This window comes from Hyunsoonleella ulvae (assembly GCF_016827605.1).
Taxonomy (GTDB): Bacteria; Bacteroidota; Bacteroidia; order Flavobacteriales; family Flavobacteriaceae; genus Jejuia; species Jejuia ulvae.
In genome coordinates this window covers 1-20,637 of record NZ_JAEPJQ010000005.1, presented here as the reverse complement: position 1 = coordinate 20,637, position 20,637 = coordinate 1, and the positions used below count along the sequence as shown (strand labels likewise).

26 protein-coding genes are annotated in these 20,637 nt (G+C 34.0%); 24 read left to right on the top strand and 2 right to left on the bottom strand.

Annotated features, from left to right (window positions below; all coding sequences use genetic code 11):
* The first annotated feature begins 470 nt into the window (after positions 1-470).
* On the top strand, positions 471-1,148 hold the full coding sequence (locus tag JS605_RS12945; RefSeq protein ID WP_203258146.1) for a TlpA family protein disulfide reductase: 678 nt from the start codon (positions 471-473) through the stop codon (positions 1,146-1,148).
* A 63-nt stretch (positions 1,149-1,211) separates the two neighbouring features.
* Here JS605_RS12945 and JS605_RS12940 read toward each other — a convergent pair whose 3' ends face one another.
* On the bottom strand, positions 1,212-2,060 hold the full coding sequence (locus tag JS605_RS12940; protein WP_203258145.1) for a DUF2911 domain-containing protein: 849 nt from the start codon (positions 2,058-2,060) through the stop codon (positions 1,212-1,214).
* Positions 2,061-2,268: 208 nt separating this feature from the next.
* Here JS605_RS12940 and JS605_RS12935 point away from each other — a divergent pair, with 208 nt between their 5' ends.
* The 20 genes from JS605_RS12935 to JS605_RS12840 all read left to right on the top strand — a co-directional run bounded on the left by JS605_RS12935 (position 2,269) and on the right by JS605_RS12840 (position 17,399).
* The gene (locus JS605_RS12935) at positions 2,269-2,925 is read left to right on the top strand and encodes an MIP/aquaporin family protein (RefSeq protein WP_203258144.1); all 657 of its coding nucleotides are present in this window, start codon (positions 2,269-2,271) and stop codon (positions 2,923-2,925) included.
* A gap of 98 nt (positions 2,926-3,023) precedes the next feature.
* Positions 3,024-3,680 (top strand): TetR family transcriptional regulator C-terminal domain-containing protein, encoded by a 657-nt coding sequence (locus JS605_RS12930; protein WP_203258143.1) that lies wholly within the window; start codon positions 3,024-3,026, stop codon positions 3,678-3,680.
* Between the two features lie 6 nt (positions 3,681-3,686).
* Positions 3,687-5,000: an ABC1 kinase family protein gene (locus JS605_RS12925; RefSeq protein ID WP_203258142.1), complete on the top strand. Its 1,314-nt coding sequence runs from the start codon at positions 3,687-3,689 to the stop codon at positions 4,998-5,000.
* Position 5,001: 1 nt separating this feature from the next.
* Positions 5,002-5,637, top strand: a complete 636-nt coding sequence (locus tag JS605_RS12920; protein WP_203258141.1) for a flavin reductase family protein — start codon at positions 5,002-5,004, stop codon at positions 5,635-5,637.
* A complete protein-coding gene (locus tag JS605_RS12915) occupies positions 5,634-7,094 on the top strand; it encodes an SDR family oxidoreductase (protein WP_203258140.1) in 1,461 nt (486 codons plus the stop codon). Before JS605_RS12920 ends, JS605_RS12915 begins: the two co-directional genes overlap by 4 nt.
* Positions 7,054-7,200, top strand: a complete 147-nt coding sequence (locus JS605_RS12910; protein WP_203258139.1) for a DUF2256 domain-containing protein — start codon at positions 7,054-7,056, stop codon at positions 7,198-7,200. The genes JS605_RS12915 and JS605_RS12910 overlap by 41 nt, the downstream gene beginning before the upstream one ends.
* Positions 7,170-8,480 (top strand): DASH family cryptochrome, encoded by a 1,311-nt coding sequence (locus tag JS605_RS12905; protein WP_203258138.1) that lies wholly within the window; start codon positions 7,170-7,172, stop codon positions 8,478-8,480. The genes JS605_RS12910 and JS605_RS12905 overlap by 31 nt, the downstream gene beginning before the upstream one ends.
* Positions 8,481-8,482: 2 nt before the next feature.
* Positions 8,483-9,967 (top strand): cryptochrome/photolyase family protein, encoded by a 1,485-nt coding sequence (locus JS605_RS12900; RefSeq protein WP_203258137.1) that lies wholly within the window; start codon positions 8,483-8,485, stop codon positions 9,965-9,967.
* Positions 9,960-11,441, top strand: coding sequence for a cryptochrome/deoxyribodipyrimidine photo-lyase family protein (locus tag JS605_RS12895; RefSeq protein ID WP_203258136.1), 1,482 nt, complete (start codon positions 9,960-9,962; stop codon positions 11,439-11,441). Before JS605_RS12900 ends, JS605_RS12895 begins: the two co-directional genes overlap by 8 nt.
* Before the next feature lie 124 nt (positions 11,442-11,565).
* Positions 11,566-11,994, top strand: coding sequence for a hypothetical protein (locus JS605_RS12890; protein ID WP_203258135.1), 429 nt, complete (start codon positions 11,566-11,568; stop codon positions 11,992-11,994).
* On the top strand, positions 11,991-12,263 hold the full coding sequence (locus JS605_RS12885; RefSeq protein WP_203258134.1) for a TIGR03643 family protein: 273 nt from the start codon (positions 11,991-11,993) through the stop codon (positions 12,261-12,263). The genes JS605_RS12890 and JS605_RS12885 overlap by 4 nt, the downstream gene beginning before the upstream one ends.
* Before the next feature lie 67 nt (positions 12,264-12,330).
* Complete coding sequence (gene folE, locus JS605_RS12880; protein WP_203258133.1) at positions 12,331-13,026, top strand: GTP cyclohydrolase I FolE; 696 nt, start codon at positions 12,331-12,333, stop codon at positions 13,024-13,026.
* A 4-nt stretch (positions 13,027-13,030) separates the two neighbouring features.
* Positions 13,031-13,252 (top strand): hypothetical protein, encoded by a 222-nt coding sequence (locus tag JS605_RS12875; RefSeq protein WP_203258132.1) that lies wholly within the window; start codon positions 13,031-13,033, stop codon positions 13,250-13,252.
* Between the two features lie 152 nt (positions 13,253-13,404).
* On the top strand, positions 13,405-13,620 hold the full coding sequence (locus JS605_RS12870) for a hypothetical protein (RefSeq protein ID WP_130935604.1): 216 nt from the start codon (positions 13,405-13,407) through the stop codon (positions 13,618-13,620).
* A gap of 21 nt (positions 13,621-13,641) precedes the next feature.
* Positions 13,642-14,325, top strand: coding sequence for an SDR family NAD(P)-dependent oxidoreductase (locus tag JS605_RS12865; RefSeq protein ID WP_203258131.1), 684 nt, complete (start codon positions 13,642-13,644; stop codon positions 14,323-14,325).
* A gap of 3 nt (positions 14,326-14,328) precedes the next feature.
* Positions 14,329-14,865 carry a glutathione peroxidase gene (locus JS605_RS12860; protein ID WP_203258130.1) on the top strand — a complete coding sequence of 179 codons (537 nt, stop codon included), beginning with the start codon at positions 14,329-14,331 and terminating at the stop codon, positions 14,863-14,865.
* A gap of 7 nt (positions 14,866-14,872) precedes the next feature.
* On the top strand, positions 14,873-15,052 hold the full coding sequence (locus JS605_RS12855; protein WP_203258129.1) for a Lacal_2735 family protein: 180 nt from the start codon (positions 14,873-14,875) through the stop codon (positions 15,050-15,052).
* Complete coding sequence (locus tag JS605_RS12850; protein WP_203258128.1) at positions 15,036-15,500, top strand: TspO/MBR family protein; 465 nt, start codon at positions 15,036-15,038, stop codon at positions 15,498-15,500. Before JS605_RS12855 ends, JS605_RS12850 begins: the two co-directional genes overlap by 17 nt.
* A 41-nt stretch (positions 15,501-15,541) precedes the next feature.
* The gene (locus JS605_RS12845; RefSeq protein WP_203258127.1) at positions 15,542-16,006 is read left to right on the top strand and encodes an SRPBCC family protein; all 465 of its coding nucleotides are present in this window, start codon (positions 15,542-15,544) and stop codon (positions 16,004-16,006) included.
* An 88-nt stretch (positions 16,007-16,094) separates the two neighbouring features.
* Complete coding sequence (locus JS605_RS12840) at positions 16,095-17,399, top strand: cryptochrome/photolyase family protein (protein ID WP_203258126.1); 1,305 nt, start codon at positions 16,095-16,097, stop codon at positions 17,397-17,399.
* A gap of 1 nt (position 17,400) precedes the next feature.
* On the opposite strand, the gene JS605_RS12835 is transcribed toward JS605_RS12840, so the two are convergent.
* Entirely contained in the window at positions 17,401-18,468 is a 1,068-nt protein-coding gene (locus JS605_RS12835) for a tyrosine-type recombinase/integrase (protein WP_203258125.1), read from the bottom strand.
* A gap of 201 nt (positions 18,469-18,669) precedes the next feature.
* Here JS605_RS12835 and JS605_RS12830 point away from each other — a divergent pair, with 201 nt between their 5' ends.
* The 3 genes from JS605_RS12830 to JS605_RS12820 all read left to right on the top strand — a co-directional run bounded on the left by JS605_RS12830 (position 18,670) and on the right by JS605_RS12820 (position 20,505).
* Positions 18,670-19,107, top strand: a complete 438-nt coding sequence (locus JS605_RS12830; protein WP_203258124.1) for a hypothetical protein — start codon at positions 18,670-18,672, stop codon at positions 19,105-19,107.
* A complete protein-coding gene (locus JS605_RS12825; protein WP_203258123.1) occupies positions 19,091-19,534 on the top strand; it encodes a hypothetical protein in 444 nt (147 codons plus the stop codon). Before JS605_RS12830 ends, JS605_RS12825 begins: the two co-directional genes overlap by 17 nt.
* Positions 19,535-19,695: 161 nt before the next feature.
* Complete coding sequence (locus JS605_RS12820) at positions 19,696-20,505, top strand: HNH endonuclease (protein WP_203258122.1); 810 nt, start codon at positions 19,696-19,698, stop codon at positions 20,503-20,505.
* Positions 20,506-20,637 lie beyond the last annotated feature (132 nt).

Below are 20,637 nucleotides of genomic sequence, written 5' to 3'. Positions count from 1 at the left end.
ATTTCTATTATAATTATCTCCATTAGTTTAACATCATGCTCAAAATCAAATAAATACATTTTAAATAGTGTTGTTGATAATTTAAACAACCTTAAAACAGTAAAATACTCTTCGTATTAGAAGCAAAAGAAAATGGACGCCCCATCTTTAATGACACCACATTATTTGCTTTTGATTTTACAAAAAATAAGCTAAAATATCATCTATTAAATAGTAGTGCTGAAAGGGTATATAATGGAGAACTCATACAAAATATAAAGCATAAAGAAAAAGTTGTAATTGTAAAAAAAACAACTGATACTAATGTAATCAATAACCCTTTAATCTCCAGTTTATACTATCTAAAGAACGTCATCCCAAAATTTATTGAAAATAAAGAAATCCATACGGAAAGAATAAATGATACCTTAATCAATAGGACACCATGTTATGGATATAAATTTACTCTAAAAAATGCTTATATAAATTTCGTGAATTATAATTATGAAAAAGGAATAGATTACAACTCAACGTATTTTTTGTTTATTGATAAATCATCCCTTTTACCCTATAAATATATAAGCCCTATGGGAGAAAATACTACTTCCAGTACAACTATTGAGAATGTTGATGTGAATTTCAAATTTAAAGAGAATCAATGGACACAAAAAATTTATCCTGACGGGTATTTGATAACCACATCAAACGAATATTATAAAAAACTTAGAAATACCGTTCTGAAAAACATAGGAAAGCAAATAAAAAGTTTTGAATTGCCTGTTCTTAATAAAGAAAATACTATAAATATTTCTAAACTGAAAGGAAACGTTATTTTATTAGAATTTTGGTTTAAGGGATGTGGTCCATGTTTGGCTTCAATTCCTAGCTTAAATAAAATTGAAGAAAAATATAGAGGTAAAAAATTTAAGCTCTATGGCATTGAAACTAAAGAAAAAAATACTTCAGATGAGCTAATAAGTTATATTAAAAAACAAAATATTCAATATGAAAACCTATCCAATGGGAAAAAATTCTCAGAAGCCTATAATGTTGTTAGTGCTCCTACTTTTTTTCTTATTGATAAAAACGGAACCATAGTATCTATAAAAACGGGGTATAGCAAGCAAAATATGAAGAAGTTGGAACTATTAATTGAACAACTTTTATAGTCATATTAAAAAAGCGCAACCCTAAAAAAATTGCGCTCTTAAATTGTAATCGTAAATCTAGTGTTACATAGCTCCCCATTCTTTTAAAGAATCTGTATTCATTTTCACATATCCTTTATTCCCTGCTTTTTCAGCAAGCTCTAAAGACTTTTTAGCGGCAGCAATAGCAGTGTCTTTAGCCCCTGCTTTAGCATGAATTAAAGATTGTTGTCTCAATACCCAGAAACGTGGTTTATCCTTAGTCATTTCCACAGCTTTATCTATCCACATTTTAGCTTTTTTAATGTCTTTATTTTCTTGTAAATAGTAGACCGCAGCAGAAAAATAATCGTTTACACTTGGACCTCCCATTACGCTATTTATACTTTTTAAAACAGCATTATCTGTTGGTAATGTAAAAGGAACCGCCACATAAGTTTTTTCCCAAATAAACTCCAAAGTACCCCCGCTATTGGTAATATTATTGATATCCATAGCATAAGTCTCCACATTAAAAGGTACAGGATAAGACTTTACAGTAGTTTTTGCAGCTACTTTACTATCATCCCAATCTCTAGGTGTACCCCAGTTTTCAGTATCCGTGTAAAAATACACTTCCCACATTTCTTTACCAGGTTTAGTGAAAATAGCATAAGTACCTGCTTGTAGTGTTTGCCCATCAATAGTAGCTGCTGTGCTAAAGGTAATAGTGGTGTTTTTATTGGCACCTGTTCTCCATAATTCTCCATACGGCACTAAACCTCCAAATATTTTACGCCCCTTTACACCAGGTCTGGAATAAGCTATGGTTACGTCAGTTAACCCTACTTTTTGCTCTAATTTAGCAGTAGGACTTGGTTGTGGGGTTTCAATTTGTGCTTGTACAGAAGTCATAGTGGTACAAGCCATAAACAATAATAGTAATTTTTTCATTTTTAAGTAGTTATTAATAATCAAGTTTTATCCCATAAAATTAACCAAACTAAAATCGCTTATTGTTAACAAAAGCTTAAAATAAGGGGAAACCCCCACGTAACCTATCTTAAGGAAGAACATCTAACTTTTGATATAAAAATTTGGGAACAGCTGTTTGGAATTTAGATTTTGGAATTTGATATTTGAGTTTTGGAATTTTATACTCATGAAACAATACTTATCTGAAACCATAGGAACTTTCGCCATGATATTTTGTGGTTGTGGCGCCATGACTATAAACGAAGTCACTGGAGGTAGTATCTCTCATGTAGGCGTTGCCATTACATGGGGGCTTATCGTTATGGCTATGATTTACGCTTTTGGGGAAATTTCTGGTGCGCATTTTAACCCTGCAGTAACCATAGGTTTTGCCTTTGCCAAAAAGTTCCCTTTAAATAAGGTCCCAAAATACATTTTAGCCCAAGCCATAGGAGCCATTCTAGCCATAGCTTTACTATGGTTTTTATTTCCAGAAAGTAAAACCCTAGGAGAAACAGTACCTGCAAATGGATTTCCAGCCTATAAAGCTGCTATTTTAGAATTTCTACTTACGTTTTTCTTAATGGTAGTTATTATTAACGTATCTACGGGCAGTAAAGAAATAGGCACTATGGCAGCCATTGCGGTTGGTGGAGTAATTTTACTTGAAGCCATGTTTGCAGGCCCCATGACCAAAGCATCCATGAACCCTATACGCTCTATAGCCCCAGCAATCTTTACAGGCAATTTCCAATTTTTATGGCTCTACGTCTCTGCACCAATTTTGGGAGCTATCGTAGCGGTTTCTAGCTGTAAATTGGTTAAAGATGAGCAGTGCTGTTAACCTAAAATAGATAAATCAAATAGTTCTATATTTTATTTTGTTTAACTTTTTTATTTAATTGTTAAACATTTTGTATCTTTACCATAAATATTACAATTATGGCAAAGAAAAAATCTATTACTAAAAACGATATCATTACCTGGTACATGGATTATGTACTAGAACATGACGAAAACCCAAAAACAGTGTTTGCTTTTGCCAAAATGAACAATTTTGAAGAAGCTAAATTTTATGAGCATTTCTCATCTTTTGAAGGCATAGAAAAAGGGATTTTCGAAGCATTTTATACAAATTCCATTAATGTATTAGACAAAAGCGAAGATTATAAAATTTTTGATGCCCGAAACAAACTACTGAGTTTTTACTATACCTTTTTTGAGAACTTAACTGCAAACAGAAGCTATGTAAAGCATGTTCTAGACAAGTACAAAAATGACCTTAAAGGCTTAAAAATACTATCTAGATTAAAAAAGCATTTTACACACTACATCAGCGGACTCGGTATCCAAATGCTAGACATTAAACAAGAGCAATTGGAAAAAATCCAAGACAGAGCTTTAAAAGAATCAGCTTGGTTACAGTTATTGCTGACCATGAAATTTTGGTTGGATGATACATCTGCATCCTTTGAAAAAACAGATGTTTTCATTGAAAAATCGGTCAATACAACTTTTGATGTACTCGATATAGCTCCAGTTAAAAGTGTACTGGACTTAGGCAAATTTTTGTTTAAAGAAAAATTCCACATGAATTAAACGTGTATGAAAACCATTGACAACATACCTACATCTAAAATTCAACGTGCCACAAAATTAGTATCCACTGGTGCTAAAGTGGGTGTTAATTACTTAAAATATTACGGCGATAAGATTGTAAATCCTAAAGAAGAGGCAAAAGAACGCCTAAATAAAAATAACGCTGCCGATATATACGACGGCCTAAAACAACTAAAAGGAAGCGCGCTTAAAGTAGCACAAATGCTAAGCATGGAAAAAAGCATATTGCCAAGAGCTTACGTAGAAAAGTTCTCCCTTGCACAATTCTCCGTACCGCCATTATCGCCACCTCTAGTTATAAAAACATTTAAAAAATATTTCGGAAAACACCCTAATGAATTGTATGATACTTTTAATGCAACTTCTGTGAATGCGGCTAGCATCGGCCAGGTGCACATTGCCTCTAAGAATGGGAAAAAACTTGCTGTGAAAATCCAATATCCAGGAGTTGCTGAAAGTATCGCTTCAGATTTAGCCATGGTAAAACCTGTGGCTATGAGCATGTTCAATATAAAAGGAAAAGATTCTAATAAATATTTTAAGGAAGTAGAATATAAATTGATTGAAGAAACCAATTATGTATTGGAGGTCGCCCAAAGTAAAGAAATAGCCAGTGCTTGCGCCCACATTACCAATCTTAAGTTTCCAAAGTATTATGAAACATTATCATCAGAGCGTATTATTACTATGGATTACATGGAGGGCGAACACCTTTCAGAATTTACAGCGCATAATACCAATCAAGACAAAGCAAATATATTAGGACAAGCCCTTTGGGACTTCTACATGTACCAAATTCATAACCTAAAAAAAGTGCATGCAGATCCTCATCCAGGGAATTTCCTAGTATCTGAAAAAGGAGAATTAATAGCTCTTGATTTTGGGTGTATGAAATCCATACCACAGGACTTCTATACACCCTACTTTGAGCTTGCAAAACGAGAAAACATTGACAACGAGGCCTATTTTACTTCAAAATTATACGAGCTTGAAATTTTAAGAGAAGACGATTCTAATGAAGAAATAGACTTTTTTACAGCCATGTTCCATGAAATGCTAAGCTTATTTACACTACCATTTCAAAATGAAACCTTCGATTTTTCTGATGCAGATTTCTTCGGAAAGATAGCTGAATTGGGAGAGCGGTACTCCAAAAGCACCGACTTAAAGAAAATGAATGGTAATCGTGGCTCAAAGCATTTTATATACATCAATAGAACATTTTTTGGACTATACAACCTAATGTTTGATTTAAAAGCTAAAAACATCAAAATTGATAATTATTTAAGACTGTCGTAATATGAAATATTTTAGCGAATCAGATATTCAAGAGTTAGAGCACATCTATAAAATCAATCTAATAAATAGCTGTTCTGGCTACAAATCGGCTAACTTAATTGGTTCCATTTCAAAGAATGGTGTAGAAAATGTAGCTGTGTTTAGTTCGGTTACCCACATTGGTTCAAGTCCTGCAATTTTAGGATTCTTTTTACGTCCCACCACAGTAATCCGTAATACTTATGAGAATTTAAAAGCTACAGGATATTATACCATTAACCACATACACGAGGCTATAAAAGAAGATGCGCATCATACATCAGCTAAATATGATAGCAACATATCAGAATTCGAGGTTACACATTTAGAAGCAGAATACAAAACAGGTTTTAATGCACCATTTGTAAAGGGAGCACCCATACAACTAGCCATGGAATACCTTGAAGAATACCCTATAAAAGCCAATGATACCATTTTGGTAATTGGTAAAATTATTGGGTTATATGTTGATAATGAACTAATTGAAGAGGACGGCTTTATCAATTTATCCAAAGCAAAAGTAGCTGCCATTAATGGTTTGGATGGTTATGCAGTACCAGAGTGCAAAACACGTTATGGATATCAGAGACCAAAAAACTTAGTAACAGAAACATCATGAAAGTCTTAGTAACAGGAGCAACAGGCTACATAGGCAAACGTCTTATCCCTTTTTTGTTACATCAAGGGCACACTGTTGTTTGTGTTGTAAGAGATCGGTTAAGAGCGGATAAGAGTTATACTGAAGATGAAAATGTATACGTTATTGAGGCAGACTTTCTAAAACCTGAAACCCTAGAAAACATCCCTAAGGGTATAGATGCTGCCTATTACCTTATTCACTCCATGTCCAACTCGTCTAAAGATTTTGAATCCTTAGAAGAAAAATGCGCAGTAAATTTTAAAAATTACGTAGAAACCACAGAGGCTAAACAGGTAATTTATTTAAGTGGTATTACTAATGAAGATAAACTTTCCAAGCATCTAAGGTCGAGAAAAAATGTAGAAGGCATACTGGCATCAGAGCAATATGCACTCACGATATTTAAAGCGGGAATTATAGTAGGTTCGGGGAGTTCTTCTTTTGAGATTATCAGGGATTTAGTAGAAAAGCTCCCCTTTATGATTGCCCCCAAATGGTTAAACACCAAAACCCAACCATTAGCCGTACGGGATGTATTGGCTTTTTTATCTCGTGCTGTAGGTAACGAAGCGTTGTACAATAAGAGTTTTGATGTATTTGGTCCAGAAATAATAACATACAGGGAGATGCTGTTACAATTCGCCAAAGTTAGGGGACTTAAACGTTACATCCTAACTGTACCGGTAATGACACCAAAACTATCGTCTTATTGGTTATATTTTGTAACATCTACCTCATACAAATTAGCAACATCACTAGTAGATAGCATGGGTGTACAAATTATAGGTAAACCCAGTGATATTAACCAAATATTAGATGTAAACCCCATTACTTACAAAGAAGCAGTCGCTTTAGCTTTTGAAAAAATAGAACAAAATGGTATCGTATCAAGCTGGAAAGACTCTATGGTAAGCAGCGGACGCCTCGGCAAACAATTACACAAATATGTAAACGTCCCAAAATACGGGTGCTTTAAAGATTACAAAGAACGTTACGTAACTGATGCTAATGAAACCATTGAGAAAATTTGGAGTATTGGTGGAAAAAACGGATGGTATTATGGTACTATACTTTGGCGCATAAGAGGTTATATTGATAAGCTCTTTGGAGGTATAGGACTAAGACGCGGACGTACAAGCCCCACAAATATAGATGCTGGAGATGCTTTAGACTTTTGGCGTGTAATTTTTGCCGATAAAGAAAAACAAAAACTGCTACTCTATGCTGAAATGCGTTTACCAGGAGAAGCTTGGTTAGAATTTAAAATTGAAGACAATAAATTAAAGCAAACCGCCACGTTTAGACCCAGAGGTTTGTGGGGACGTTTGTATTGGTATAGCGTTTTGCCTTTTCATGGCTTTATATTCTCGGGAATGATTGATAAACTGGTTAAAGTTGAGACACAAAAAACAACACTTACCACAGAAAACGTGTAACACCTGTAACCTACCTTTTACTTGGCGAAAGAAATGGGAAAAGAACTGGTACAACGTTAAATATTGTAGTGAACGATGCAGGAAAAACAAAAAAACCTCGGCTTAATTTGGTTTAGAAACGACTTAAGGGTAAATGATAACATAGCCCTCAATAAGGCACTACAACATCACAAACACTGTATTGCTGTTTACTGTTTTGAACCCAGGCTTTTTAGCGTAGGGAATTTTGGATTTAAAAAAACAGAGAAATATAGAGCAAAATTTTTAATTGAAACACTACAGGATTTAAAGAAAAATCTAAGCGATTTAAATATTGAACTGTTTGTTTACCATAACCATCCAGAGCAAGAAATTCCTAAATTAATAGAACAATTCAATACCAAAACCATTTATCTTCAAAGGGAATGGACACAAGAGGAAACCAAAGTTTTAGAACAGGTAAAATTAAATAGTCCTGCCCATACCGTATTTAACGAATACTACAACCAGTTTTTGTTTCATCCAGACGATATAGGAATATCTTTTTATAACATCCCGCAAGTGTTTACCAATTTTAGGAAAAAGGTTGAAAAAGAAAGTAAAGTTAGGCCTATCCATCATCCTATACCGAAAGCCCCCCTACAAGACATTTACAACCCTACACAAATACCATCATTGGAGGATTTAGGCTATAAAGATTTTACAGCACACCCTAACTCCGCTTTCCCATTTGAAGGAGGCGAGAATGCTGCATTAAACCGTTTAGATGATTATATATTTCAAACCAAAACCCTAGGAGTTTATAAAAAAACAAGGAATGGACTTGTAGGTAAAGACTATAGCTCAAAGTTTTCATCATGGTTGGCCAATGGCAGTATTTCTCCTCGCACCATTTTTTGGCAAGTAAAACAATTTGAAAAAGAATATTACAAAAACCAGTCTACCTATTGGTTAATCTTTGAATTGATTTGGAGGGATTATTTTAAATATATCTCGCTAAAACATGGTAATAGTATCTTTAAAATAGGTGGTATCCTTAAAAAGGAATACCATTGGGAGAGAGAAAAACAACAAATTGAAGATTGGATTGAAGGGAATACATCATCAAGTTTTGTAAATGCCAATATGCTAGAGCTTAAGCTTACAGGATGGATGAGCAATAGGGGGCGACAAAATGTGGCTTCGTTTTTTGCTAAAGACCTACTACTAGATTGGAGAATTGGTGCAGCATATTTTGAGTCGCTACTTATAGATTATGATGTGCACAGCAATTATGGCAATTGGATGTATGTAGCTGGCGTTGGTAACGATCCACGCGACCGAAAATTTAATGTGGAGTTACAGGCACAACGCTACGATGCTTCCAATAAATTTCAAAATATGTGGTTACAAACAACATTGTTTTAAGCATGCAAGACACACAAATACATATTATATTTCCTCACCAATTATTTAAAACTTCGGAGGTTTTAAACCATGTAGATGCTATTATCCTGATTGAAGAATATCTATTCTTTAGGCAGTACAAATTCCATAAACAAAAAATCGCATTTCATCGGGCAAGCATGAAAGCTTATCAAGCGTATTTAGAATCGCTGGATAAACATGTAACATATATTGAAGCCGAAGAGGAAACATCAGATGTAAGGCAGTTATTGCCAGAGCTAAAACAACAAGGTGTATCAACACTTCATATCATAGACCCCACAGATAATTGGCTTGAAAAACACATAACATCATCTGCTCAAGATATCAACATTGAATGGTATAATAATCCACTTTTCATCAATACCAAAGAAGAATTGTCTTCATTTTTTAAACCAGCAAAGAAAAAGTTTTTTCAAACTTCTTATTACAAAGATGAACGCAAAAACAGGAACATCTTGATGCAAGGCAACCAACCTGAGGGTGGTAAATGGACCTACGATTCTGATAATAGAAAAAAATACCCCAAAGGTAAAACCCCTCCAAGCATTCAATTTCCAGAGAAAACCAAATTCCATAAAGAAGCAGAAGCCTATGTTAGGGATAATTTCTCTGAAAACTACGGACAGCTAAATGATGTTTTAGTTTATCCAATCGATTTTAAATCTGCTGAAGCATGGTTAGACCAATTTTTAGAACTACGCTTTCATGAATTTGGAACTTATGAAGATGCCATAGTCAAGGAAGAACATATTTTAAACCACAGCCTCTTATCCCCTTTAATTAATGCTGGATTACTACATCCAAAAACAGTTATAAACAAGGCTATCAATTATGCAAAAAATTATAATGTACCCATAAACTCCACCGAGGGTTTTGTTAGGCAAATTCTAGGATGGCGCGAATTTATTCGAGGTGTATATGAGGCTAAAGGTACCGAGGAACGCACGAAAAATTTTTGGAAGTTTTCAAGAAAGATACCAACATCGTTTTATGATGGTACTACTGGAATTCCCCCTGTAGACGATGTGATTAAAAAAGTACTAAAAACAGGATATGCACACCATATAGAACGCTTAATGATTTTAGGCAATTTTATGGTATTGTGCGAATTTCATCCAGACGATGTGTATAAATGGTTTATGGAACTATTTATTGATGCTTACGATTGGGTAATGGTACCCAATGTGTATGGCATGAGTTTATATGCCGATGGCGGATTGATGTCTACAAAACCCTATATAAGCAGTAGTAATTACATCATGAAAATGAGCAACTACGGCAAAGGCAAATGGCAATCTACCTGGGACGGGTTATTTTGGACGTTTATGGACAAACACCGCAATTTCTTTTTAAGTAATCCAAGGTTAGGTATGCTTATTAGGACTTTCGATAAAATGAAACCAGAAACCAAACAACAGCATTTTGAATATGCCGAAGCATTTTTTAAAGCCCTAGATCATGACTAAAAAAGAACACGTACACATTGTTTGGTTAAAACGAGACCTAAGATTGTATGATAACGAAGCCATTTTTAATGCCTTAAAAACTGGCAAACGCGTTTTACTACTATATAGTTTTGAGCCTATGCTTATTAACGATCCACATTATAGTGAGCGCCATTGGAATTTTATAAAAGAATCCATAGTAGACTTAAACAACGCCTTAAAAACGTATAATTCTAAAGTATTGGTAGTGCAATCGGATATTATAGCCACCATAAATCAGTTACTAACCCACTACCATATATCAGATATTTTCTCGCATCAAGAAACAGGTATTCTAGTCACTTACAATCGTGATAAAAATTTTAAGCGGTTTTGTAAAAACAATCTCATCCAATGGCATCAAAACATTAACAATGGCGTTATACGAGGGTTAAGAGACAGGGAAGGTTGGAATGAAAAAGTAGATGCATTTTATGCCATTACACCACTACCCTTTCAGCCAAAACAACAGCAATTAATAGCTATAGAAGCTATTAATAGCTTAGAGCAAAACTTTAAAGTACCAGAGTTAACAACACCAGAGTTTACACCATTTCAAAAAGGAGGGCGAACTACTGGAAAACGTTATTTAGAATCCTTTTTATCCGAGCGTTATCCCAATTATATGTTTCATATTTCTAAGCCAGAGTTGGCAAGAACAAGCTGCAGTAGAATGTCCCCTTATTTAGCTTGGGGAAATTTATCGGTTAGAGAGGTGTACCATGAAGCATACCAATTAAAACAAACCTCAAAACACAAAAAGGCTTTGGAGGCCTTTATGTCCAGGCTACGCTGGCAAACACATTTTATACAAAAGTTTGAAATGGAACATACCATGGAAGAGGTCAGTGTAAACAAAGGGTTCCATAAACTAAAAAAGAGTGTATCTAAAGCCTACCAAATCGCCTGGAAAACAGGCAATACAGGGTACCCTTTGGTAGATGCATGTATGCGCTGCTTAAATGAAACAGGGTATCTTAACTTTAGAATGCGCGCCTTAGTAGTCTCCTTTTTTACACATAACCTATGGCAACCTTGGCAAGAGGCCACTACCCACCTATCGCAAATGTTTCTGGATTTTGAACCTGGTATCCACTTTCCGCAACTGCAAATGCAAGCAGGAGAAACGGGAATAAACATGCTTCGCATATACAACCCGGTAAAAAACAGTATAGAACACGATCCGGAAGCAACTTTTATAAAAAAATGGCTCCCAGAATTAAAAAACCTAGATACCCCTTTTGCACATCAACCCTATTTAATGACGGACATGGAGCAACAGTTCTATAACTTTAAACTAGGATTAGATTACCCAAAGCCTATTGTAGATTTAGAACTATCCAGAAAAAAAGCGGGAGACACACTTTGGAAATTACGCAAAGACAAAACAGTTTTAGAGGAAAGCAAAAGAATTCTAAAAAAGCATACCTTAAAAAACAGAATAAAAAACCCCTAAACCCCTATAAAATAAGGCGTTAAACTCACGATAAATTTTTCTGATAGTAATATGTTAATTTTTGTTTAACTTTTAACTTTAAAGGTTAAACATTTTGTATCTTTGGTATGTAAATAAAGAAAAATTGATACTAAATACTACACATTACAGTAAAGAGCACAAACATTTATTGACCGACATAGTAGGCAGATCGTTTACATTGTTGGAAGCTTTAAAGATGAAAGGTGTAGGTTCTAAAAGAATGATTGTAGAAGATGTTAGCCCAAATATGAAAACCTATATGAATGCAGTATCAGACATAAATTATGCCAATATAGAACTTAGAAAATCTGGTATTCTGGTATTTATAAATAAAGGCTTAAAAAATTTTACGTGGGCTATCCCCTATTACCAGTTAGTGCTGTATAAGATAAATGGTGCAAGCATACATGCACAGGGTAAATTTATTCACTTTAAAAACAACAAAACATTTAAGGAGAATAAAGGTTTTTTTAAAAAGATGTTAGAAGAGAAAATTAAGTACGACCAACAGTATAACTTTATGCAGGCATGACTTTTACTATTGAAGATATAGACAGAATAATAGAAATGGCATGGGAGGACAGAACCACTTTTGATGCTATAGAGTTTCAATTTGGATTAAAGGAACAAGAGGTAATAACGCTCATGCGCCGAGAAATGAAACCAAGTAGTTTTAAAATGTGGCGAAAAAGAGTTCAAGGTCGTGCTACAAAACATGAAAAACTAAGAACATTTGAAAGTGGTCGCTTTAAATGCAGCAGACAAAAGCAAATAACACAAAATAAAATTTCAAAACGCTAACGTGCTTTGATCAATACACACTAAGCATGAACAAGAATGTATTGGTACAGCACATAAAAAAGATGATATGCAACTAGAAAAATTAAAAAAAGAAGCTAACGGACACAAGTTAAACGGATTTTCGATTGAAGACATAGGAGACGACCATCTCTTTACTGGCCTAGAAACTCCAATGCGACCAGATGCCTTTAAATTAAGCGACACCGAAAAGAAAGCACGCATTGCTATTTTATTTGAAGAAATAATGGAAGTAATGGGTTTAGATTTAACAGACGATTCCCTTAAAGGCACACCAAAACGTGTAGCTAAAATGTATATTGAAGAGATATTTTCAGGATTAAACCCTAAAAACAAACCTAAAGTGGCTTTGTTTGATAATAAATATCAATATAACCAAATGCTTGTAGAGAAGAATATTACATTTTACTCTAATTGTGAACATCATTTTGTACCTATCATAGGCAAGGCACACGTAGCATATATTTCATCAGGAAAGGTTATTGGGCTTTCAAAACTAAATAGAATAGTACAGTACTATGCAAAACGCCCGCAAGTACAAGAACGCCTTACCAACCAAATTGCCAATGAGTTAAAAACCGTTTTAGATACTGAGGATGTTGCTGTTATTATAGATGCAAAACATCTTTGTGTATCATCTAGAGGTATAAAAGATGATACATCTTCAACCGTTACAGCATACTACGGAGGTAAATTTAATACCGCAGAAAAAATTACAGAATTACAAAATTATTTAAATAGCTAGTATTATGGAATTAGAATTAATTAACAGAGCATTAGAATTTGAACAAAGAAAAATGAAATCATTGTCTACTAGCGATCGCGTAAAAATATCCAGAGAAGCTAAAGCATTGATTTTAGATTTAAATCAAATTTATAAAGTAAAGAAAGACGAGCAAATCATGGACATCATGAAACGCTTAACCACAATTAAACGAAAAGTAGAAAAACGTTTAAAAATGCGTATCTAATCGCATAATCGTAAAAAGTAAGGTAAAACCACACCTGAATATTAAATTTTATCTAATAAATAGCCGTAAAAACAGTTAATCTGCTATATTTTATTATATTGCGAAGCTACCCAAAATTTAGGTTAGTGAATTAAAATTATAGTAACAAAATTATGGAGATTATTGATAAGGCTTTAGAGTTCGAGCAGCGCAGACACACTTTTAAAACAACAAGTGAGCGTATCGAATCGTCTAGAGAAGTGAAAAGTTTAATTTTAGGTTTAAACGACATCTACAAAAAAGAAAAAGATCCTGAATTAATGGATTTGATGAAGCGTTTAACCGTCATCAAACAAAAAATAGAAAAGCGGCTAAAGGGCAGGCCATAAAAATTATATGCCCTGAAACCCATGAAAACAATTATAATAGTTGGTGGAAGTAAGGGCATTGGAAACGCTTTAACAGAAAAGCTATTACCCTATTGCAATGTTATAAACATAAGCAGAAGCACCCCAGACATATCGCACAACAACCTCTCTCACTTTAATTGCGATGTAACACAAGATGAATTACCAGATATTGAATATGCGAACGGACTTGTTTATTGTCCTGGTAGCATAAATTTAAAGCCAATATCCCGCCTAAGTATCGATGATTTTAAAAACGATTTTGAAATCAATGTATTAGGAGCGGTAAAAGTAATTCAAAAATACCTTCCTATCTTAAAACAAGGAAGCTTACCATCAATAGTACTGTTTAGCACAGTAGCTGCCAAACTGGGTATGCCCTATCATGCCAGTATAGCCGTTGCCAAATCTGGAGTAGAAGGTTTGGTAAAATCACTAGGTGCAGAATTAGCACCTAAACTTCGTATCAATGCCATCGCCCCTACCGTTACAAACACAGACTTAGCGTCGAAACTATTGCGTAACGAAAAAATGGTAGAAAATATCACAGAGCGGCATCCCTTAAAAAAGTTCCTGGCACCAGAAGAAGTTGCAGACATGGCTGAATTTTTACTATTTGAAAAATCATCGTCAATATCAGGGCAAGTATTTGAAATGGATTGTGGTATAGTAAGCTTTAAAATTTAAATTATGAATTTGTTAAAAACATTTGTGGCGACACTTGGAACATCTTCAGAAGAAAAAAAACTGGATGTAAAACGTGTCTATGATATCAAGATAAATGCATTAAATGGACAACCCATAGACTTATCTAAATTTAAAGGAAGATATATATTGTTTGTTAATGTAGCCTCAAAATGCGGCTTTACACCACAGTATACATCGCTACAAGAACTACAAGACACATACAAGGACAACCTACAAGTAATAGGTGTACCGTGTAACCAATTTGGAGGTCAAGAACCAGGAGACGCCAAAGCCATCACAACGTTTTGCGAAACAAATTATGGCGTAACATTCCCCATAACAGAGAAGATTAAAGTTAAGGGCAAAGACCAACATCCCCTATACAGTTGGTTAACACTAAAAGTAAACAACGGGATGTCCAATACTTCAGTAAAATGGAACTTCCAGAAATACCTAATAGATAAAGAGGGTAATTGGGTAGACTATTACCTTTCATCTACCAACCCCATGAGTTCGAAAATTACGAAACACTTAAAATAAAGAAGCTATGTTTGGATTATTTAAAAGAAAATCAAAAAGAGAAAAATTAGAAGAACGGTTTAAAAAATTAATGCAAGAGTGGCATGAACTGTCCTCTGTTAACAGAGCCGCTAGCGATAAAAAATATGCCGAAGCTCAAGACATCGCCAAACTCATAAATGCGCTAAAGCATGAAACTGCTTCTTAAATACAGTTTTATATTCTTAGTTATAAATTTTGGAGCCTTGGCCATAGGCAATTGGCTTATGGCCAATGGCCCGCAAACCCAGTGGTATTTAAATCTAAATAAAGCACCATGGACACCACCAGGATGGGTGTTTGGTGTTGCATGGACCACCATTATGCTATGCTTCTCCATATACATGGCTTATTTATACAAGCTTAAGCCTACTGCAACAGTACTTAGTTTATTTACAGTGCAATTTATACTAAATACCATCTGGGGATATTTATTTTTTAACATACACCTTGTAGGTTTAAGTTTAACTGTAATTGTGCTTTTAACATTTGTTATAGCTGTGTTTGCAGTATTGTTTAAAAACCTATTAAAAGCCAAAACCCTATTAATTTTACCGTATTTAATATGGTTGTGCATTGCAACATCACTTAACGGGTACATTGTATTAAACAATTAAAACAATGCCTATTTATAATATATAAAAGCCATAAACATCACATGAAAATATATACACTGCATAAAACACAAAATTTACCTATAAGTATAGAACAGGCTTGGGAATTTTTATCAGATCCAAAAAATTTAAAAACTATTACCCCAGATTATATGGGATTTAATATACTATCTGGAGCAGATAGACCGATGTATGCAGGGCAAATAATCCAGTATATAGTAACACCAGTTTTAGGCATTAAAACCAAGTGGGTCACAGAGATTACACATTGTATTGACAAGCAGTATTTTGTAGATGAACAACGCTTTGGACCCTATGCCCTATGGCATCATAAACATTTTATTAAAGCAATAGAAGGTGGTATAGAAATGGAAGACATTATAGACTATAAAGTACCCTTTGGTATTTTAGGTCAGCTTGTACATCCTATTTTAGTAAAACCAAAATTAGAGGAAATATTTAATTACAGAACAAAAAAGTTAGAAGCGCTATTTGGTAAGTATAGCTAAAACACTGTTTTAAACAACAAATTTCCCAATTACGCAGATAAACATATACACAACAAGTTCCTAAACACAACAAAACCAACTTAAACGTATGAAACAACCAATTTCTATTTTTTGGTTTAGAAGAGACTTAAGATTAGCCGATAATAAAGGCTTTTATGAAGCCCTAAAAGGCGAATACCCCGTACTTCCTATTTTTATTTTTGATACTGAAATTCTAGACAAACTACCACGAGACGATGCAAGGGTTACATTTATTCATGACATATTGCAACACATGCGTGATACACTCCAAACAAAATACAATAGCAGCATAGCCTTATACCATGGTAACCCTATAGATGTTTACAAGCGCCTAATAGAAACTTACAATATTAAAACCGTTTACACCAACCATGATTATGAGCCTTATGCTATAACACGAGATAAAGATATAGAAAATGTATTAGCACAGGATGATATTGCATTTAAGAGTTATAAAGACCAGGTTATTTTTGAAAAAGACGAAGTGGTAAAAAGCGATGGCACCCCTTATGTGGTTTACACACCCTATATGAAAACCTGGAAAGACAAATTTACATCCCAAAATTTAGAAATATACCACACCAACCCGTATTTAAAAAACTTAGTAATAGATACACAATTACCCAACTTAAGTTTATCAGATATTGGGTTTAAAAAGTCCAACCAGAATATTAAACCCTATACCCTAACACCAACACTTATCCAACAATACGAAAGCACCCGTAATTTCCCTGCGAAGGATGCTACATCTAGGTTGGGGCCACATTTACGCTTTGGTACAGTAAGTGTACGTAAAATGATAAAACAAGCCATAGCAGAAAACAATGAGATATTTTGGCAAGAGTTGATTTGGCGTGAGTTTTTTATGCAAATTCTATGGCATTTTCCACATACGGTAAATAAAAGTTTTAAATCTAAATACGACCGTATACAATGGCGTAATAACGAGGCAGAATATAAGGCTTGGTGTGATGGTAAAACAGGGTACCCTTTAGTAGATGCGGGCATGCGACAGTTAAACGAAACAGGATTTATGCATAACCGGGTGCGTATGCTAGTGGGCAGTTTTTTATGTAAACATTTACTTATAGATTGGCGCTGGGGCGAAGCCTATTTTGCGGAGAAATTACACGATTACGAGATGGCCAGCAATATAGGTAACTGGCAATGGGTAGCAGGCTCTGGTGTAGATGCTGCACCTTACTTTAGAATTTTTAACCCTACTACACAAATACAAAAGTTCGATAAAAATTTAGAATATATTAAAACCTGGGTACCCAATTTTCAGGAACTTACCTATCCACAGCCTATTGTAGATCATAAATTTGCCAGAGAGCGCTGCTTAGGTGTATACAAAGCAGCTGTTGCATAACTTACAGGGTGTCTAGTGGGCTCATAATATTTTTAAGTGCTCGGTTAGATACTTTGGTATACACTTGTGTTGTTTTTATGGAATTATGTCCCAAGAGTTCCTGTATAAAACGCATATCTGCTCCAGATTCTAACAAGTGCGTTGCATAACTGTGTCTCAATCCATGAATACCTATTTTTTTATTTATACCTACCTTAAGCATAGCTTTTCTAAATATTTGTTGTACACTGCTTTTGGAATAACTACCCCCATAAGCCCCCTCAAACAAGTATTCTTTTGGTTTGTAAATTTGATAGTATGTTCTAAGTTCCTTTAAAATTGATTTAGGTAATGGTACATAGCGATCTTTTTTTCCCTTAGCCCCCACTATGTGTACCATCATTCTAGTGCTATCGATGTGATGTAGCTTAATATTTACAACCTCAGACACTCGCAAACCTAAACCATAACAAATTTTTAACGCTAATTTATGCTTAAGATTAGGTGTTGCAACTATTATTCGTTTTACATCATATTTACTAAGTAATCTAGGTAATGTAGAAGGTTTTTTCGGCCTTGGTATATTAAAAAACATTTTTGGTCTATGAATTACTTGTTCGAAATAGAACTTAATCGCATTTATTTTCCCATTCATTTTCCGCTCTTTCATTTTCAAATTTTTACTACAATACAAAAAATAATCCTTGAGTCTTTTTGGCGATAAATCCTGAACTCTATAATCATTAATTAAAATAAGTAATTCAGCAAATTCTTTTATATAAATACGTTGCGTATTTATACTGTATGCTTTAATTTGAAGTTGACTTAAAAAATCTAGAAACGCTTGTTTATTAATAGAATGGATATTATTAAGAAACTGATATCCCATTTCCTTTTGCTGCACTTTCAGTTTAGCTCTTAACACGGGCAAATCTGGCAAATACCAACATTTATTGCTTCCACTATATGATACTGAAGGGAATTTACTTTTTAATTCAAACTGCATCTGCTTATTATAAGGAAAGATAATCCAAATAACATCTTTACCTCTATGCGTTCCTATCTTAAATTTATAATTATCTAGCTTCATTAGTTGTGCATTTTGTATATCATTTTTAAATATACGCTTTTTTGATATACAAAATACACAACTCGCTATTTCCTTTAAGACACTGAAAACATTATATGATAGGTAAATTCAACAATATTTTTTACATTGCAATCAATTGTACATATATATGTGTTGTGCATAATGTAGAGCAACATTCTCAAAAACCGAAAAACGACTGAATTGAAAAGCGAAAGTTCGATAATTGAATATCTGAAAAATAATAAAAAGCAACGTCTGATTTATGGCGGAATTTTACTCTTATGGATATTTGTCGGATTGAAATTCGTAAAATATAAATATGATTTTAGTCCATTTAGAATTGACATGTTGACTTTAACAATCATTTCGATTTTAATACTAATTGGACCAATTATTATTAATAAGAAAATAATGTGGATTGGAGCCTTCGGATTTGCTTTACTACACGGACTTTGGACAACATACAAAATTATATTTAGTTCATTAGTAGATTTTCATCGTGATTACGTTCCTAGTACAACTTGGAAATTAAAAGATATCTTAGTTTCTATTTCTCTAATATTAATTTCATTTTTTGCGACTTGGATTATTTGGAAAATGAAACCTAATAAACAAGAACATATTGGACAAAACGCCTAACAAAATAAAATATCTGATTTATGGACTCTGCGGACTGATTTTCATTGCGCTGAATTTTGGACTTGGAGCAAAAATTCAGATTGAACTGACTGAAAACTTACAAAAACTGACTGACTATTTTTTTGGAATTTCAACAAATACCCTTGACTACTTGCTTTTTGCCTCTATTCCTTTTTTTGGGATGATTTACAATTCAACAAGAAAGGATTTTAAAGTAAAAGAGTTAACTATGGATATTTTGACTATTCTTTTTTTTGTAATTATAGTATTTGTAATTGGACTTTTTATAATGGTTTTTTCTGCCAAACACTCAAATCCTTTGATTCCTAATTATTTAAAAGCTGAACCTTTTGATTTATATTCGACAATATTAATCGGAATTGGAATAATGATGCCATTTTTAATAATAAAATTGATAAAAAAATAAAACACTATGCACAACACTGTGTATAATTCATTGCTAGTAAAGGCTTACTTACGAAAATTCCGCTGGAATTTTCTATCCGTGATTATTTGCTAACTTTAGTGCCTAAACACGCAACGATATCATACACTAACCCGTTACCTGCAAGCTGAACAAAAATCCGTATGAAATCATATTTATTCGCGTGGAACCCTAAAAAATGGGATTGGACAACTCTTGAAGAGAGTATTGACCAAATCGAACAAACGGGACGTGCGAATGAAAAATGGAGTGTTGTTAGCCATAAGAAAATTAAAGCTGGCGACAGAGCATTTTTGATGCGATTAGGGCAAGAACCGAAAGGAATAATGGGCTCGGGTTTTGTAACGTCAAATCCGTTTTTATCGCCTCATTGGGATGGTTCGGGCAGATTAGTAAAAAGAGTAATGATTGATTTTGAGGTTCTTCTAAACCCAAACGAAGAACCACTTTTAAATCTGAATTTATTGAACCAAGGGAATTTAGGACAAGTCAATTGGACACCTCAATCATCTGGTGTCGAAATCAAACCAGAAGTAACAGCTGAACTTGAAGCAGTTTGGTTTGACTTTTTAACAACTCAAGACATAAGAGTAAATCCATTCCAAGAAAATGAAAATTCTGAACAAACCGTATATACAGAGGGAACACCAAATCAAGTCCGAATAACCAAATACGAGCGAAATCCACACGCAAGAAATAAATGTATTGAACATTATGGACTATCCTGTTCTGTTTGTGAATTTAATTTTGAGGATGAGTATGGCGAATTAGGAAAAAACTTTATCCACGTCCATCATTTAAAACAAGTCTCTGATATCGGAAAAGAATATAAAGTTAACCCAATAGTTGATTTACGACCAGTTTGTCCGAATTGTCACGCTATGATACACCGAAAAAAAGAACCTTACTCAATAGAAGAAATTAAAAAAAGAATGGAAAAAGCCAGCAGGTAACAACGTGTCCTATGAAAAGCCATTGTTTAAGCAAGTACCTTAGATGAGTTTAAATTTACTATTTTATTTTTAATTATATCATAATGCTAATGTGGTGTTGGAATGTTGGCTAACGCGCAGCGTTATCAACAT